This window comes from Vibrio sp. YT-15, from assembly GCF_033337445.1.
Taxonomy (GTDB): domain Bacteria; phylum Pseudomonadota; class Gammaproteobacteria; order Enterobacterales; family Vibrionaceae; genus Vibrio; species Vibrio alginolyticus.
Window position 1 is genome coordinate 138,509 of sequence record NZ_JAWOQR010000009.1, and the last position, 16,406, is coordinate 154,914.

At 44.2% G+C, this 16,406-nt stretch carries 14 protein-coding genes; 10 read left to right on the forward strand and 4 right to left on the reverse strand.

Features of this window, described 5'->3' with window-relative positions:
- The 3 genes from R7D93_RS17115 to R7D93_RS17125 form a co-directional block, all read right to left on the reverse strand.
- Positions 1 to 441, reverse strand: coding sequence for a DNA-directed RNA polymerase subunit beta (locus R7D93_RS17115; protein ID WP_225496914.1), 441 nt, complete (start codon positions 439 to 441; stop codon positions 1 to 3).
- 118 nt (positions 442 to 559) lie between these two features.
- On the reverse strand, positions 560 to 2,746 hold the full coding sequence (locus tag R7D93_RS17120) for a TonB-dependent receptor domain-containing protein (protein ID WP_225496912.1): 2,187 nt from the start codon (positions 2,744 to 2,746) through the stop codon (positions 560 to 562).
- A 263-nt stretch (positions 2,747 to 3,009) separates the two neighbouring features.
- Positions 3,010 to 4,077, reverse strand: coding sequence for a succinylglutamate desuccinylase/aspartoacylase family protein (locus tag R7D93_RS17125; protein WP_017820600.1), 1,068 nt, complete (start codon positions 4,075 to 4,077; stop codon positions 3,010 to 3,012).
- A gap of 330 nt (positions 4,078 to 4,407) precedes the next feature.
- Between R7D93_RS17125 and R7D93_RS17130 the strand changes: the two genes are divergently transcribed.
- Positions 4,408 to 4,947 (forward strand): DUF3332 domain-containing protein, encoded by a 540-nt coding sequence (locus R7D93_RS17130; protein WP_005381596.1) that lies wholly within the window; start codon positions 4,408 to 4,410, stop codon positions 4,945 to 4,947.
- Positions 4,948 to 5,011: 64 nt separating this feature from the next.
- Here R7D93_RS17130 and R7D93_RS17135 read toward each other — a convergent pair whose 3' ends face one another.
- The gene (locus R7D93_RS17135) at positions 5,012 to 6,484 is read right to left on the reverse strand and encodes an aminoacyl-histidine dipeptidase (RefSeq protein ID WP_225496910.1); all 1,473 of its coding nucleotides are present in this window, start codon (positions 6,482 to 6,484) and stop codon (positions 5,012 to 5,014) included.
- Positions 6,485 to 7,508: 1,024 nt separating this feature from the next.
- Between R7D93_RS17135 and R7D93_RS17140 the strand changes: the two genes are divergently transcribed.
- The 9 genes from R7D93_RS17140 (at position 7,509) to R7D93_RS17180 (ending at position 16,351) form a co-directional block, all read left to right on the forward strand.
- Positions 7,509 to 8,798 carry an NCS2 family permease gene (locus tag R7D93_RS17140; RefSeq protein ID WP_005381592.1) on the forward strand — a complete coding sequence of 430 codons (1,290 nt, stop codon included), beginning with the start codon at positions 7,509 to 7,511 and terminating at the stop codon, positions 8,796 to 8,798.
- A 263-nt stretch (positions 8,799 to 9,061) separates the two neighbouring features.
- Positions 9,062 to 9,526 (forward strand): oxytetracycline resistance phosphoribosyltransferase domain-containing protein Tet(34), encoded by a 465-nt coding sequence (tet(34), locus tag R7D93_RS17145; RefSeq protein WP_005381590.1) that lies wholly within the window; start codon positions 9,062 to 9,064, stop codon positions 9,524 to 9,526.
- Positions 9,527 to 9,617: 91 nt separating this feature from the next.
- Complete coding sequence (frsA, locus tag R7D93_RS17150) at positions 9,618 to 10,865, forward strand: esterase FrsA (protein ID WP_005381586.1); 1,248 nt, start codon at positions 9,618 to 9,620, stop codon at positions 10,863 to 10,865.
- Positions 10,866 to 10,980: 115 nt separating this feature from the next.
- Entirely contained in the window at positions 10,981 to 11,370 is a 390-nt protein-coding gene (crl, locus tag R7D93_RS17155) for a sigma factor-binding protein Crl (RefSeq protein WP_005381584.1), read from the forward strand.
- Positions 11,371 to 11,490: 120 nt separating this feature from the next.
- Positions 11,491 to 12,630, forward strand: coding sequence for a glutamate 5-kinase (proB, locus tag R7D93_RS17160; RefSeq protein ID WP_005383771.1), 1,140 nt, complete (start codon positions 11,491 to 11,493; stop codon positions 12,628 to 12,630).
- A 17-nt stretch (positions 12,631 to 12,647) separates the two neighbouring features.
- Positions 12,648 to 13,898 (forward strand): glutamate-5-semialdehyde dehydrogenase, encoded by a 1,251-nt coding sequence (locus tag R7D93_RS17165; protein WP_225496908.1) that lies wholly within the window; start codon positions 12,648 to 12,650, stop codon positions 13,896 to 13,898.
- Positions 13,899 to 14,104: 206 nt separating this feature from the next.
- Positions 14,105 to 14,554, forward strand: coding sequence for a transcriptional regulator NrdR (gene nrdR / locus R7D93_RS17170; protein ID WP_005381578.1), 450 nt, complete (start codon positions 14,105 to 14,107; stop codon positions 14,552 to 14,554).
- Positions 14,555 to 14,561: 7 nt separating this feature from the next.
- Complete coding sequence (ribD, locus tag R7D93_RS17175; protein WP_225496906.1) at positions 14,562 to 15,689, forward strand: bifunctional diaminohydroxyphosphoribosylaminopyrimidine deaminase/5-amino-6-(5-phosphoribosylamino)uracil reductase RibD; 1,128 nt, start codon at positions 14,562 to 14,564, stop codon at positions 15,687 to 15,689.
- An 8-nt stretch (positions 15,690 to 15,697) separates the two neighbouring features.
- Positions 15,698 to 16,351, forward strand: coding sequence for a riboflavin synthase (locus R7D93_RS17180; protein ID WP_005381574.1), 654 nt, complete (start codon positions 15,698 to 15,700; stop codon positions 16,349 to 16,351).
- The last annotated feature ends 55 nt before the right edge of the window (positions 16,352 to 16,406 follow it).

Consider the following 16,406-nt stretch of genomic DNA (forward strand, 5'->3'; position numbering starts at 1 on the left):
CTAAAAACAATCCGATGATACGGACAGGCTAAACGTGCCGTCTTCAGGGGCTGCAAATTGTTTATTGCCAGGAAGAAGGTGAGGGTTATTAGCATAAGTGCGATGTGTCGATTTGACCTTTGCAGAATGTCTTTCCGGTAAATCAAAGTGTTGTAAGCCGTCAGATAGATCGTTTGCTTCACCGTAGTCGAAATGTGTTGCGACGTCTTTGGGCTGCTTGGCGTAACGACAGTGATCCGGCTTACTATCTTCGTGCCAAGTTAAAGAGTTAGTTTTTGCATCTAGATTCAGGTTATTTGCTGTTGGCTGTGCGTAAAAATCTTCTGAAACTTGGTGCTTGCTTTGTTCTTGTAAGTAGTCTGCAATGTTCTCAGAAGCTTGCGCTAGGCTACCTACAGGGAAGAAGCAAATCAGAAGAAGCCGTGTTTTTAGATTGTTCATAATGTGTATGCAAGCAAAAGGAAATGATAATACTGATAAATAAAACGGCGTGCAATTATGGCCATTGGATACGATATAACAGGGCAGTTAATGTCTGCCCTGCATCTTTTAGGTATGGTTAGTATTGATAAGTGAGGTGCAGTTTGACTTCGCGACCAGGCGAAGGCACGCCATTAGATAGGTATGCTTCGTAGTAACGATCGGTTAAGTTTTTCACAACCGCGCCAACGCTCAAGCCTTCGACTTGTTGTATTTCCCAAACCACGTAAGCGTTTTGTAGCGTGTATTGCTCACTTGGCGATTTCACTTTTAAATTGTTACCGCTTGCCTTGGTTTTGGTTTGTGCATCATACCAACGGACTTCCCAGCCCGTACGTAAACCAGGAATCCATTCGTAACCTAAACCCAGATTAATGTTTAATGGTGGTACATCAGGATGATCATCATCTGAACCTGTAGAGTCAGATAGGCTACCTTTGTTTTTGCCGCGAATGTAACTTGCTGAGAAATTACTGTAGAAATCTTCAATCCGGTATTGTGAAATTAGCTCAAAGCCATAGTTTTTAAAGCCATCTAGGTTTGTATTCCAGCTTTGTAACTCAGTAGTATTTTTGTCGAGGTTTTCGCCCGTTCGTATATCAACTGTGTCGCTAACATCGTTATAGAACATAGTTAACTCTGTTGCGAGGTTATCGCGAGAGTTCACCAGCCCTTCCGTTAAGTTGATAACGCTTGCTTGATAAGCATGGATACGAGACACGTCCAGATTCAAAGCAGTAGCCGTAGCGGTAGCGCGCGCATATTGCACTGAGTAGATGTTATCAACGGTTGGTGCTTTTAAAGCGTAGGCGTAGGAGGCGTTTAAACGCGTATTATTGCTCGCATCAAAGTCGATATCCAAACGTGGGCTAAAGCCTTTATGCGTCGTTTCACCATAGTCATGTCCGGCAGCTGGATCATTATAATCCGGCGCTGCGTTCCCTTTTCCTTCACTCTTGATGTATTCGTAACGCAGAGAAGGTGTGATTGTTAGGCGGTCTGTTGCTTGATAGTGATCAGCAATGTAAGCGGCATAAATTGACTGCGTGCCAGATGGTTCGTAGTAAGGGGTGTACCAACCGTAGTTTTTCGCTTCATTACTGTCGTATGATGCGTTGAATACTAACGAGTCTCTATCGGTTTTTTGATATTGAAGCCCAGTGACTAGAGTGTGGTCTCCGAATTGTGCTTGGTTAAACACATCAACGTAGTCACGCTCGTAACTCAGCCATGACTCATGACCGTAACTGCCAACAGAAACGAACATTTTCTCGAATGCTACGTCAGGGCGAACCCAATGACGATCGTTTTCGGAACGTGCCATTTTGATATTGAAATCAATATACGGGTTAGTCGGCATGTAGTGGTAAGAGATGGTTGTGGTGTTGTCCGTGTATTTGTTATCGACGGTGTAAGCGTATTGGGCTTTTTCTAATGAGCCGTATTTCTTGATATTGTATTCGGTGATGTTAGGCATTTTTCCGCGACGGTTAGCCCAAGGTTTACGACCTTCATCTTTGTAGAGAGTATGGCTAATTTCAAACTCGTGATCGTTATTTTCATAACCGACCTTTACGAGCATGTTTTCTTGCTCATAACCTGAGTAATCTAGCGTTTCACCACCTCCGACTTTAATGTCATCAGAATCTTTTACCGAGCCATTCGCTAGAAAATAAAAACCAGTATCGTTTTTACCATAGAGTGTTAGCGTGTAGGCGTTCTCATCGCCGTTGGTGTTGTATGCACTTGAGATGCGAGCACCAAAGTTTCTTTCGCCGTACAGGAGATCATCGACACTTTTGGTTTTAATGCGAATGGAGCCACCAAACTTCCCGTTGAGTGCTCGATAGTCGTGCGCGCCCTTGATAATTTCTGCTTCGCCAATTAAGAACGGATCAAAAAAGAAGGTACCGTAGCGGTATTGTTGAAAGCCAATTGGAGCGCCATCGACAAAGACGGCGATATCGCTTGGATCATCAAAACCACGAATGTTAATACGTTCGCCACCAGAACGACCGCCACCATCTATTGATGCACCGGGAACGGCATCGATCATTGAGGCAAAATTAGAGTACTGTTGCTCTTCAATCTCTGACCAATTAATGGTGGTTTGCGCAGGCTCAGCAATGGTAATAGGTTTGGCATAACGAACGCCTATGACTTCAAGCTCTTCATTTGGCGCTGTCTCGGCATATGAATAAAGAGGGAAGAGCAAAGCCAGTGAAATGAGATTTACTTTGAATGGATGACTTTTTAATCGTTTCATATTGATGATTTATAGTGTTTTTATGAAGCTCGGATTATAAGAACATTATTACGATTAATAAATGATAATGAGATTAATTATCAAATGTGTTTTTGCGACGGATTGTAAAGTTTTTTATCCATTCGTGGAAACTACGATAAGTATCGTTAGCGTACATAAAACAAAAAGCCCAGCATCATGGACGCTGAGCTTATTGGCTTTAAACAAGATAGTGCGAGCACTGTTGCTCCTTTTGAGCTAATCAGGCGCCTACTTGGTAGGAATTACTGAGTTTCTAACGGTATCTGTCCGGTTGTCAGCGGCTCGGCATCGAATTCAGTGAGGCCTTCAATATAGCTTTCGACTGCTTGCTCTAAAGCATTATCACCTTGGTTAAAATAGGCAAGGTGGAAAATTGCATCGCCTTCGTTCACCAATGGTAATGTTTGTTGACCGATAACCAAACCACGCTTCGGGGCTTTTAGTTCTATCTCATCATGACCAAGAGGAGAGCTAATATAAGCGAGCGTTTCCCCCTGTTCTACTTTGTCTCCCAGATTAACGACAGTACGCAAAATGCCGTTACCTGACGCGCGAACCCAGCTGGTGGACTTCGCTATGATAGGCTCAGGCAGCTTTTTCCTGCTCGCACGCAACATACCAATGGCTTGCATTACGCGCCGAACCCCGAGTACACCAGCGCTTATCGAAAGTGGATCAAAGCGCAATGCTTCGCCAGCCTCGTAGGTGAGCACTGGAATATCACATTTTTCTGCTTCACTGCGTAAAGAGCCATCACGCAATGCTGAATCAACAATCACTGGCGTCGCAAATGCTTGAGCAATACGTAGAGTTTCTGGGTTGCTTAAGTTTGCGCGAATCTGTGGCAAGTTCGTGCGGTGAATGGCTCCTGTGTGTAGATCCAAAATGTAGTCACAACGCTTGGCAATGTTGTTAAAGAACCCGTGTGCCATACGAGATGCAAGTGCGCCTTTTTCACTGCCAGGAAAGCAACGGTTGAGATCTCGTCGGTCGGGCAAGTAACGAGATTTATGGATGAAACCAAAAACGTTAACGATAGGTACTGCAATGACAGTGCCTTTCAGTTTTTGTGGATCCAGTTGGTTAATGATCTGACGAACGATTTCTACGCCATTAAGCTCATCACCATGGATAGCAGCATTCACCATTAACACTGGTCCTTCTTGTTTCCCATGGATGATTTCCACAGGAATAGATAAAGGCGAATGTGTATATAGCTTCGCTGCTTCAAATTCGATCTCTAATCGTTGCCCTGGTTGTATTTGATGTCCTAAGAGCTCAAACACTTTGCTTTTTTTACTTCTGGCCATAAACCATCTCTGTCAAATGCGTCATCAGCAATGTAACAATTGCTGCAAAATCGCACTAATCATTCTCATTAAGGACACGACAAATTACTTTAATCGTCATGCGTGAAATTTTGTTATGTGTGAAGTTTTTGTTTTCAATATGATCTTTTCTATCAGTTTAATACATAACAAGACATAGAGAAGAGAGCGCAATAATAGCCTTAAAAAATGTGACTGTATTAAAAATAATACTGTTCATGGAGGACAAAAAAACGGACTTTTAACCCTACTTTTTATCCGATAATATCCGCGCCGAATTTGAGGTTTCACACTTTATAACTAGAGGTTTTGATGAAAAAGGCAATTGCTAAAATTGGTGCATTGACTGCGGTAGCAGTTTCACTTTCAGGTTGCGTAGGTAGTAATGCCGTGACAGGTTATGTCATGGGATTTAACTTGAAAGCTGTTGACAACCGTTACGCTCGAGGTGGCCTAAATATGCTTTTAGCGCCTGTTTATGGTGTCGCGATCGCAGCGGATTATATCGTGTTTAACTCTCTAGAATTTTGGACGGGTAAGAACCCGTTAAATGGTAAGCCACATATCTTCGATACAAAGGTGGATACTTACATTGATGTCAACCACCAGTTAGATAAATCGTTAACGACGGCACCAATCGCACCATTAGCGGATAACCGTGTCATTGAGCAGGGGCGAATGCAGCAAATCGATGAGAACACTGTTCAAATGGATATTACTTACAGTAACGGTGAAAAGGCGACACTCATGGGTGTACGCGATGGTGAGTTTGTCACTTACTACATTGATGGTGAAGTTGCTGCACAAACGTCAATGGATGAATTAGCCGCTTACGCGCAAAACCGCGTGTAGTTGGGTTCAACTAAACCAAAAAAAGGGTGCCGTATGGCACCCTTTGTCATTTTTCGTGATTGAATTATGCTTTCTCTGGAATCGCTTCTAAAAGCGCGACCATCTGATCCCAGTACAACTGAACAGTATCAATCTTCACTTTCTCATCTGGAGAGTGAGGGAATTTTATTGTTGGACCGAAAGAAACCATATCCATGTGTGGGTATGGTTCTTTAAATAGGCCACACTCAAGACCAGCATGGATGACCATGATGTTCGGCTTATGACCGTAAATGCCTTCATACATATCACGGAAAATTGCCATGATCTCGGAATCTGCATCTGGCTTCCAGCCAGGGTAAGCGCCTGAGAACTGAATTTGTGCGCCTGCTAGCTCAGTAATCGAGCGCAGCATGCTTTCCACTTGGCTACGGCCAGAGTCAATGAGAGAACGAATCAAGCAAAGCACGGTGACTTTATTTTCTTCTGTGCTGATCACACCAACGTTTAGAGAAGTTTCAACAACGCCTTCCACCTCATCACTCATACGGATTACGCCGTTTGGACAAGCGTTAAGTGCCGCAATGAATCGTTGCTGATCGGCGATTGAAAATACTTGCGCGTCAGTCGTGATCACTTCATTAAAGGTTACGATACCTGTTTCGATTTTACCCAATTCAGTTTTAAGCAGCTCAGTGTAGTGGTTGAACAGCTCAGCAAGCTTGTCTTGGTTTTCGACAGGAAGCGCGACAGTAACAAACGCTTCGCGAGGGATTGCATTACGTAAGCTACCGCCACGGATTTCGACTAAACGTAAATCAAGCTCTTGAGCATGACCGGCAAGGAAACGACCAAGTAATTTGTTGGCATTACCGCGACCTGTGTGAATGTCACAACCTGAGTGACCACCTTTTAGGCCTTTCAGCGTCAGTTGGCGTGTTACAAAACCTGCAGGCGTTGATTCTCGAGAAATATCGAAAGTCATGGTGCCATCAACGCCACCTGCACAACCCATGTAGACTTCGCCTTCTTGCTCAGAGTCTGTATTTAGAAGAATCTCACCCTCTAACCAACCAGCTTCAAGGCCAAATGCGCCAGTCATGCCTGCTTCTTCATCAATCGTCAGCAGAACTTCGAGTGGACCGTGCTTAATATCTTTAGATGCCAATACAGCAAGGCAAGAAGCCATACCAATACCGTTATCTGCACCAAGCGTCGTGCCTTTCGCAGTTACCCATTCGCCATCGATGTAAGGTTGGATTGGATCTTTGGTGAAGTCGTGTTCAGTGTCTTCGTTTTTCTGCGGCACCATGTCGATGTGTGCTTGAAGTACAACAGCCTTCTTATTTTCCATTCCTGGTGTCGCGGGCTTTTTGATGAACACGTTACCGGTTGGATCACGGCGAACGTCAAAGCCTTGCTCTGTTGCCCAGTTGATAATGTACTGTGCTAATGCTTCTTCATGTTTCGATGGATGAGGGATAGAACAAATCTTATCGAAAAACTGCCAAAGTGGAGCAGGTGATAAGGTACTGATCTCAGAATGGAACTCAGACACGGAGGACTCCTTTTGATGTGCTTTGCCAAATATATACCGTAAAAATATTGTCAAGGTAGCATTAAATGCTAGACGATTTGGCCTTCAAATTGCCGTTAGCATACCACCAGATAAGGAGTACGAGTAGTCGCGATCACAAGGATTTCTCTCAGAACTGTCACAGTTTGTGAATACAATAACAAGCACTATGTGTTCTCTATCATATATTCTGAAAGTGGCTTTATTTTTTAATTCATAAAATTGTAATTTAATTACACATAAATTTTGATAAAGGTCAATTTGTGCATTTTTTGTGACTCCAGTCACTAAAATGCTTGTAATTAAATTTCTTGGTGGTATATTTGTAACCAGCTTCTGAGAGAAGAATGAAATGCTCAAAGGATGAGTCCGTTTTATCGCCTCCAAGGAACCGAGAAATCAACGAATGTTTAATTGATTTAAAAGGTGATAGTTATGAAAGGTTTACCAAGTACAATGTTCTGGAATAGCAAGTCTGTTTACACCGGTAACTTTGTATACCCAACAAGCTTTGGCTACTAAGTGAAGTCAACGCATGTGACTCGAACAGTTTGTTCACCCCTATAAATTGGAATTTTTTTTCAGTGATAGTGCTGACATGATTCACCGCCACCCAAATTGGGTGGCGTTTTTTTATCTCTATTTTCTCTTCCTGACTCACTTATTGCCATCAAAGCCTTCTTCTATTCCCCATTCTTCGGTTTTATCGACTTTTCCATCAAATCTGTTAGATACCATGTTTAAAATGGGCCTTTTTCATCTGAAAGTTTAGTACATTGCTCAGTTTTTATTCTCTTTTAGAGAACTGTGTTATCTGGGTTACCTATTGTTTTATAAGAATATATTTCTTTGCTTGCTATGATGGATTAGAGAATGTGTTTCATATCCAAAGAAAAAAAACGCATTAGAGTGAAGATTCTATCTAGAATTTGCTATTTGATAACTTTATAATTCCCGCCAATCGATTACGCAACCGTTTACTTTTTTACCTTTACAGGATTCGATCATGCTCGAGAGGCTTTTTAAACTCAGTGAAAATGGCACAAATGTGCGCACTGAGATCATTGCAGGTGTTACGACCTTCCTAACTATGGCTTACATTATTTTTGTAAACCCAGCGATCCTGTCGGATACCGGTATGGACCGTGGCGCCATTTTTGTCGCGACTTGTCTTGCTGCCGCAATCGGCTGTTTTATCATGGGATTTGTTGCCAATTACCCAATCGCACAGGCACCAGGAATGGGCCTGAACGCATTTTTCACTTACTCTGTTGTATTGGGAATGGGTTATACGTGGCAAGTTGCGTTAGCGGCTGTATTTGTTTCTGGCCTTCTGTTCATTCTTTTAAGCGTATTTAAGATCCGTGAGTGGATTATTAACTCGATCCCGCATTCTCTACGAACAGGTATTTCAGCTGGTATTGGTCTTTTCTTAGCGTTTATCGCATTAAAAAATGCAGGTATCGTCGTTGATAACCCAGCGACATTAGTTTCTATGGGAGAGATCACATCATTGCCATCTGTATTGGCCGCGATTGGCTTCTTTCTTACGATTGCACTGGTTCACCGTGGTGTGAAAGGTGCGGTGATGATCGCCATTCTTGGCGTTACAGCGCTTGGTCTTCTATTTGGTGATGTGCAGTGGGGCGGTATTATGTCAACGCCACCAAGCATTGCGCCAACTTTCATGCAACTGGATTTCTCTGGTTTGTTTGAAGTAGGCATGATTTCCGTCGTATTTGCTTTCCTATTTGTCGATTTATTTGACACCGCAGGTACGCTCGTTGGCGTTTCTCAAAAAGCAGGTCTAACTGATGAGAATGGCAACATCCCTCGTTTAAACAAAGCGTTACTTGCAGACTCAACAGCAACGTCAGTAGGTGCATTACTTGGTACCTCTAACACGACATCTTATATTGAAAGCGTTTCTGGTGTGGCTGCGGGTGGGCGTACTGGTCTAACAGCCGTGGTTGTTGGTGTACTCTTCCTACTTGCTCTATTGTTCTCACCACTTGCGGGTATGATCCCTGCTTATGCAACGTCAGGTGCGCTATTCTATGTGGCGATCTTGATGCTGTCTGGGCTAGTAAGCATTGATTGGCGTGACTTAACTGAAGCGTCGCCAGTTGTTGTGACTTGTTTGGTGATGCCGCTAACATTCTCGATTGCAGAAGGTATCACGTTAGGCTTTATCGCATACGCGGCGATCAAGTTATTCAGCGGTAAGGGCCGTGAAGTGTCGATGAGTGTATGGGTGATGTCAGCCATCTTCATCGTTAAATACCTCGTCGGTTAATTTCTCGAGCAAAAAGCCAGTGTGGATTTATTCACGCTGGCTTTTTCTTTTTTACGTTGTTCACAGAAGACGGTTTTTCTGCGGAATAGGCAGAGAATTTTGATATCACCGTTGGTATTAGCGGTGTGTTTCGGTAGAATAATCGTTTGCGCAGCTTGAAATCCTCGTCTCCAAACATTTTGGAGAAGTTAGTGAGCATTCCGCTTTTGAGTGACTTCGCTAGATTTTGAGGATGCATATTTTCAAATTATTAGGTTATTACAATGAGTAAAAAATTCATTATCACTTGGGATGCAATGCAGACTTACTGCCGTGAACTGGCTGAAAAACAAATGCCAGCTGAGCAATGGAAAGGAATTTGGGCGGTAAGCCGCGGCGGTTTGGTTCCTGGCGCTATTTTGGCTCGTGAACTGGGTATTCGTTACGTTGATACAATCTGTATTTCAAGCTACGACCATGATCATCAGCGCGATATGACGGTACTAAAAGCACCTGAAGGTGATGGCGAAGGTTACCTAATCGTTGAAGACCTAGTAGACAGTGGTGATACAGCGCGCAAACTACGTGAGATGTATCCAAAAGCGAAAATGATCGCTGTGTGTGCGAAACCATCAGGCAAAGAGCTGCTGGATGATTACGTTGTAGATATTGCTCAAGACACTTGGATCGAGCAGCCTTGGGATATGTCAATCCAGTATGCTGAGCCAGTAAACCGCAAGCAAAAATAAGCGCGGTTAAAGAATATTGAGAAATGCCCCTTTATAGGGGCATTTTTTTTATTATGATATTAAATCATGCTAATAGCCTAGGGTTCTTCCTATGTCTGAAGACGTCAGTAAAAATCTTTCCGAAACTTTGTTCGTGAAACATAAGCAAGCAAAAGAAACCTCCGCGCTTACCCAGTACATGCCGACCAGTAAAAAAATACTTGATGAACGAGAAGCGCAGGGTGATCGTGCTTGGTATCGTCATTTGCGTCGCTTGCAATGGGCTTGGCAAGGATTGTCTCCGATCGAAATGGAAGGCGTACTGTCCAAAATTGCTTCATCATCTCACTCGCGAACCAATGATGATTGGTTAGACACTGTAATGGGTTATCACAGTGGTAACTGGACATTTGAGTGGATCAAGCTTGGTATGGATCATCAGAAGCGAGCAAATGAAATGCAAGGAGAAGAGGCAGCGGATGAACTCTTCACTGCTTCTTTGTGTTTTAGTATTGCCGGCTACCCACATTTAAAAAATGACAACTTGGCATCGCAGGCTCAAGTACTGGCAAACAAAGCGTATTCTGACGGCGCAGAAAAAACTAAGTACACCATCAAGCAAATTGAAGTGCCTTACCAAAATCGCAAAATCATCGCGAACCTCCATTTACCAAGAACGGATAAACAGTTACCTGTGGTCATGGTGAGCGCTGGTTTGGATACTCTACAAACCGACATGTGGCGTTTGTTCCGTAATCGTCTTGCACCGCGAGATATTGCGATGTTAACCGTGGACATGCCTTCGGTAGGGCATAGCTCTCATTGGCCCTTGACCGAGAATTCAAGTTGCCTACATCAAGCGGTATTGAATGAGCTTTACTCGCTACCTTGGGTTGATCATCACAAAGTGGGGTTAGTTGGGTTTCGTTTTGGTGGTAATGCCATGATCAGACTCTCTTTTGTTGAGCAAGAAAAGATCAAAGCTTGTGTCGCTCTAGGCGCACCCGTACATGATATTTTTACTTCCCCTCAGAAGTTGCAAAAAATGCCGAAGATGTACTTAGATCTTTTGGCTTCCCGTTTGGGGAAAAATGCGGTTGATATTAATAGCATGGCTGGTCAGATGATGGCGTGGTCATTGAAGGTTCAGGGCTTCCTGAGCAGTCGAAAAACCAAAGTGCCTATTTTGGCTTTGAGTCTTGAAGGCGATCCAGTGTCGCCACACAGTGATAATCAACTTGTTGCTCTATTTAGCCAGTATGGTAGAGCGAAAAAAATCAGTTCCAAAACAATTACAAAAGGATATGAGCAATCCCTCGATTTAGCCATAAAGTGGCTAGAAGATGAATTATTAGGGTGACAATTCTCCTAAATTAGTTAAGAGTGATATATCTGAGCAAAAAATAAGCTCATGATAATTAAAAATAATAATCATTCTTGGGTGTTTACTTTTAACTATGAAAACGGAGATTCATATGTCAGAGACGACTCAGGGCCCGACTCACTTTCGCTTGATGTCAAAGTTGAAGGCGATAGGGCCTTACCTGCGCGAACCACAATCGCAAGAAGGGCGCTATTATTTTGATTGTTTATCTGTATGTGTAGACGACAAAAAATCGCCTGAGAAGCGTGAATTTTGGGGCTGGTGGATGGATTTGGAATCCATCGAGGGAGGCTTTACTGCTAAATATCATATTGGCAAGTACAACAAAGAAGGGCAATGGGTATCTGAAGCCCTTCCCAAAAAAGTGGTAGAGGAAGTGTATCTCACGCAGAGCACATTCCATCAAAAGCTGGTTGATACTTTAGAAGAACACTTCAAATTAGAAGTCGAATATCACACGGAGTCTTTCGATTTCGCTTAATTTGGTTGTTTTCATTTAATACCAAACAAAAAGGTGCGAAAACGCACCTTTTCTCTTGTTAATTCCCTATTTGATTGTTAAAACATCCCTCTTTATTTGTTTTTCACTTCAGAAGACATCATGACAACGAATCAACAAAATGCAGTTGTTTCACAACCACAAACTGTCGTTGTGAAACTGGGTACAAGTGTGCTGACAGGCGGCACTTTGGCGCTCGACCGTGCACACATGGTTGAGTTAGCACGCCAGTGTGCTGAGCTTAAAAAACAAGGCCATTCAATCGTAATGGTTTCGTCTGGTGCGATTGCAGCAGGCCGTGAGCATCTTGGTTACCCCGCATTGCCCAACGAGATGGCGAGTAAGCAGTTACTTGCCGCGGTGGGGCAGAGTCGCTTGATTCAAACATGGGAGTCTTTGTTTGGTATTTATGGTATCAAGATCGGCCAAATGCTACTAACCCGTGCCGATTTAGAAGATCGTGAGCGATTCCTTAACGCGCGTGACACTATTAATGCGCTCGTTGCGAACGATATTGTTCCTATCGTAAACGAAAATGATGCCGTTGCGACTAGCGAGATTAAAGTTGGCGATAACGACAACCTTTCCGCTTTGGTAGGCATTTTATGTGGTGCAGATAAGCTCTTGCTTTTAACGGACCAAAAAGGTCTGTTTACTGCTGACCCTCGTAAAGATCCGAACGCAGAGCTTATCAAGGAAGTAAAAACCATCGACGATACGCTGCGTAAAATCGCAGGTGGAAGCGGTACAACATTGGGTACTGGTGGTATGGCAACGAAGCTGCAAGCCGCAGACATCGCTCGCCGCGCAGGTATCGAGGTTATTATTGCTGCTGGTAGTGCGCCGAATGTTATCTTTGACTCTTTAAGTGCTGAACCTCAGGGTACGCGCTTCCTACCTTGCGCTGAAGCCTTAGAGAACCGTAAACGCTGGATTCTAGCGGGACCTGCGGCATCGGGCGACATCGTTATTGATGATGGTGCAGTCAATGCTGTGGTCGGCAAGGGCAGTAGCCTACTTGCTAAAGGGGTCATCAAAGTTAGTGGTGACTTCGCACGAGGCGAAGTGGCGCGTGTAACAAACGCTCACGGTAAGTTGGTGGCTCGTGGCATCAGCGCCTACTCAAGTGATGACCTAACTAAAATTACGGGTAAGCACAGTAAAGATATCATCTCTATTTTGGGTCATGATTATGGCTCTGAGGTGATTCACCGCGATGATTTGGTCGTCATTCAGGAATAGAATTAGAGGGAAGCAAAGTGGATTTAACGAATATGGGTAAAGCTGCTAAAGATGCAGCTTTCGAATTAGCGACAGCGTCAACTGCGCAAAAGAACCAAGCATTAGCCATCATTGCTGATGAGCTAGAAGCAAACTCTGCTGCTATTTTGGCGGCAAACGCTAAAGACATCGAACTTGGCCGTGAAGCGGGTTTAACCGATGCGCTGCTCGATCGCCTTTTGCTTAATGAAGAACGATTGACTGCAATTGCGAATGATGTTCGCAACGTCATTAGCTTGAACGATCCTGTAGGCAGCGAAATAGACAGTAAGGTACTGGAAAATGGGATGTCACTGTCTCGTCGTCGCGTGCCGCTTGGTGTCGTAGGCGTAATTTATGAAGCGCGTCCAAACGTAACCATTGATATCGCAGCGTTGTGCTTGAAAACCGGCAACGCAAGCATTTTACGTGGTGGCAAAGAGACCTTTTTCTCGAATATGGAATTAGTGAAGGTTATTCAGTCTGCGCTCGCAAAGGCGAACCTTCCAGCCTCTTCTGTGCAGTACATTGAAAAACCAGATCGTGAGCTTGTTTCTCAATTGCTTCAGTTGGACGATTACGTCGACATGATCATTCCACGCGGTGGTGCTGGCCTACACAAAATGTGTAAAGAAAACAGCACGATTCCGGTGATTATTGGTGGCTTTGGTATCAGCCATATCTTTGTCGACGAATCCGCTGATCTAGAGAAATCCCTGAATGTGGTTGAGAACTCTAAAGTTCAACGTCCATCTGCGTGTAACTCATTAGATACGCTGCTCGTGCATGAAAAAATTGCAGCGCAATTCCTACCAATGATCGTAGAGCGCATGAACGATAAAGTGACCTTCGTGACAGAGCCTAAGGCAAAAGCACTGATGGCTCAAGTAACACAAATTCGCGATGCTGTTGAGGGTGACTTTGATACGGAATGGTTGAGTTACACTCTTAGTGTAAAAGTTGTGTCTGATGTGAAAGATGCCATTGATCATATGCGTGTCCATAACGCGAGCCACTCAGATGCGATCATGACCAATAGTTTGGAAAACTCAGAACTGTTCATCAATTCTGTCGGCTCGGCGGCGGTTTATGTGAATGCTTCAACGCGCTTTACAGACGGTGCGCAATTTGGCCTTGGCGCAGAAGTCGCAGTATCTACGCAAAAGCTACATGCACGCGGTCCGATGGGCTTAGAAGAGCTAACTAGCTACAAGTGGGTTGGTAAAGCGAACTACTTAGCACGCAGTTAACACATTCGACGAGATCTTGAGTGAAAAAGGGGCCTTTGTGCCCCTTTTTGTTTTGTCTAACATACCAATTCCGCTACACTACATGAGCTTTTATTTCGGTTTGAAAGCGTTATACCCAAATAGCTTTAATAGAGTCCGTATAACCATGAACGCGTGGTTATCCGTGATTGCTCATGAGGTTATTTTGGTATAGATATGGAGGTGATATGCATTGTCCTTTTTGTTCCGAGAACGATACCAAAGTTATTGATTCCCGCTTAGTGGCTGATGGCCATCAAGTTCGACGTCGCCGTCAGTGCTTGGCATGTAGCGAGCGTTTCACTACGTTTGAAAGCGCAGAGTTAGTGATGCCTAAAGTGATCAAATCGAATGGCAACCGTGAACCATTTGATGAAGATAAAATGGTTGGCGGTATTCAACGCGCTTTAGAGAAACGCCCAGTGAGTGCCGATTCTATAGAGTTAGCGATCAGTATGATCAAATCACAACTGCGTGCGACGGGTGAGCGAGAGGTTCCGAGTGAAATGATTGGTAATTTAGTCATGGACCAGCTCAAAGAGCTCGATAAGGTGGCTTACATTCGTTTCGCTTCCGTTTACCGCAGCTTTGAAGATATTCGCGAGTTTGGCGAAGAGATTGCCCGCCTAGAAGACTGAGTAGCTCATGACTCAACACTCTCCTGAAAGAGCGTTTTCTGATTTAGATTTCGCCATGATGTCACGAGCTATTAAGTTAGCGAAACGTGGCATTTATACCACCGCCCCTAATCCAAATGTAGGGTGTGTCATCGTTCGTGATGAAGAAATTGTCGGTGAAGGCTATCACCATCGTGCTGGTGAGCCGCATGCCGAAGTGCACGCGATGCGCATGGCGGGTGAAAAAGCAGTTGGTGCAACCGCTTATGTGACGCTAGAACCTTGCTCTCATTACGGCCGTACACCGCCATGTGCCGAAGGGCTGATTAAAGCCAAAGTGGCACGTGTGGTTTGCGCCATGGTAGACCCAAACCCGAAAGTTGCAGGTCGCGGCATCCAGATGTTACGTGATGCCGGAATTGAAGTACAAATCGGCTTGTTAGAGCAAGATGCCCTTGCCCTTAACCCTGGTTTTATAAAGTACATGCGTACAGGCATGCCGTTTGTTCAATTAAAAATGGCAGCCAGTTTGGATGGGCAAAGCGCACTCAGTAATGGTCAGAGCCAATGGATCACCTCCCCAGCGGCCCGCCAAGATGTGCAGCGTTATCGAGCGATAAGTGGTGGCATTCTTTCTACTAGCAAAACGGTGATTGATGATAATGCATCACTCAACGTGCGCTGGGATGACTTACCTGATAGTGTTCAAGCGCAGTATTTACAAGAAGAGCTTCGTCAACCAGTACGTGTAATCCTAGATCGTCAGAACCATTTAACTGATGCGCTCAAGCTGTTCCATACCGATGGAGAGCGAGTTATTGTTCGCTCTGATGGAGACTGTATCCCTCTATTGGACAGCGCTGACCAAATTGACTTATCAACGACATTAAAACGTATCTCGGATGAGCGCCACATCAATCACTTATGGGTTGAAGCTGGAGCTACGCTAGCGAGTGCGATGATAAAGGCTAATCTTGTAGATGAGCTCATTGTTTACCTTGCGCCAAAACTCATGGGCAGCGATGGTCGGGGGCTTATCGGTGCTTTAGGGTTAAGCGCTATGGCTGACGTCATAGATTTAAACATTACAGACGTTCGTATGGTTGGGGTAGACATTCGCATCACCGCCACCATAAAACGTAATGAAATTAGATAAGAAATAGTATGTTTACAGGAATAGTAGAAGCAGTTGGCAAGTTAGCTGCGATTACGCCGAAGGGCGAAGACATCACCGTCACGGTTGAAACGGGTACGCTTGATATGTCAGACGTTAAGTTAGGCGATAGCATTGCGACCAATGGTGTTTGCTTAACGGTAGTTGACTTCGGAAGCCACTATTACAGTGCTGATCTGTCATTAGAAACCTTGAAGAAAACTGGGTTTGCTGAATACCAAGTAGGCGATAAGGTGAATCTAGAAAAAGCCATGTTGCCAACAACGCGATTGGGTGGACATATCGTTTCTGGCCATGTCGATGGGGTTGGTGAAATTGTCGAACGCAATTCAGTTGGCCGTGCGATAGAGTTTTGGGTTGCAATGCCTGCGGAAATTAGCAAGTACGTTGCAGAGAAAGGCTCGATTACTGTTGATGGTATTAGCCTAACCGTCAACGACTTACGTAAAAATGCTTTTAAGCTGACGATCGTTCCTCATACGAGTGAAGAAACTACGATTGACCAGTTTCAAGTGGGGCGCAAAGTCAACTTAGAAGTTGATGTACTTGCGCGTTATATGGAGCGTTTACTGCAAGGACAACAAGAAGATAAGGCCGAGTCTCGTATCACGATGGACTTTTTACAGCAAAACGGTTTTGCATAAGTCTTGGGAGTGGCTGCGTGAGGCATGCGATAAAGAGCAGACTCACAGAACACCG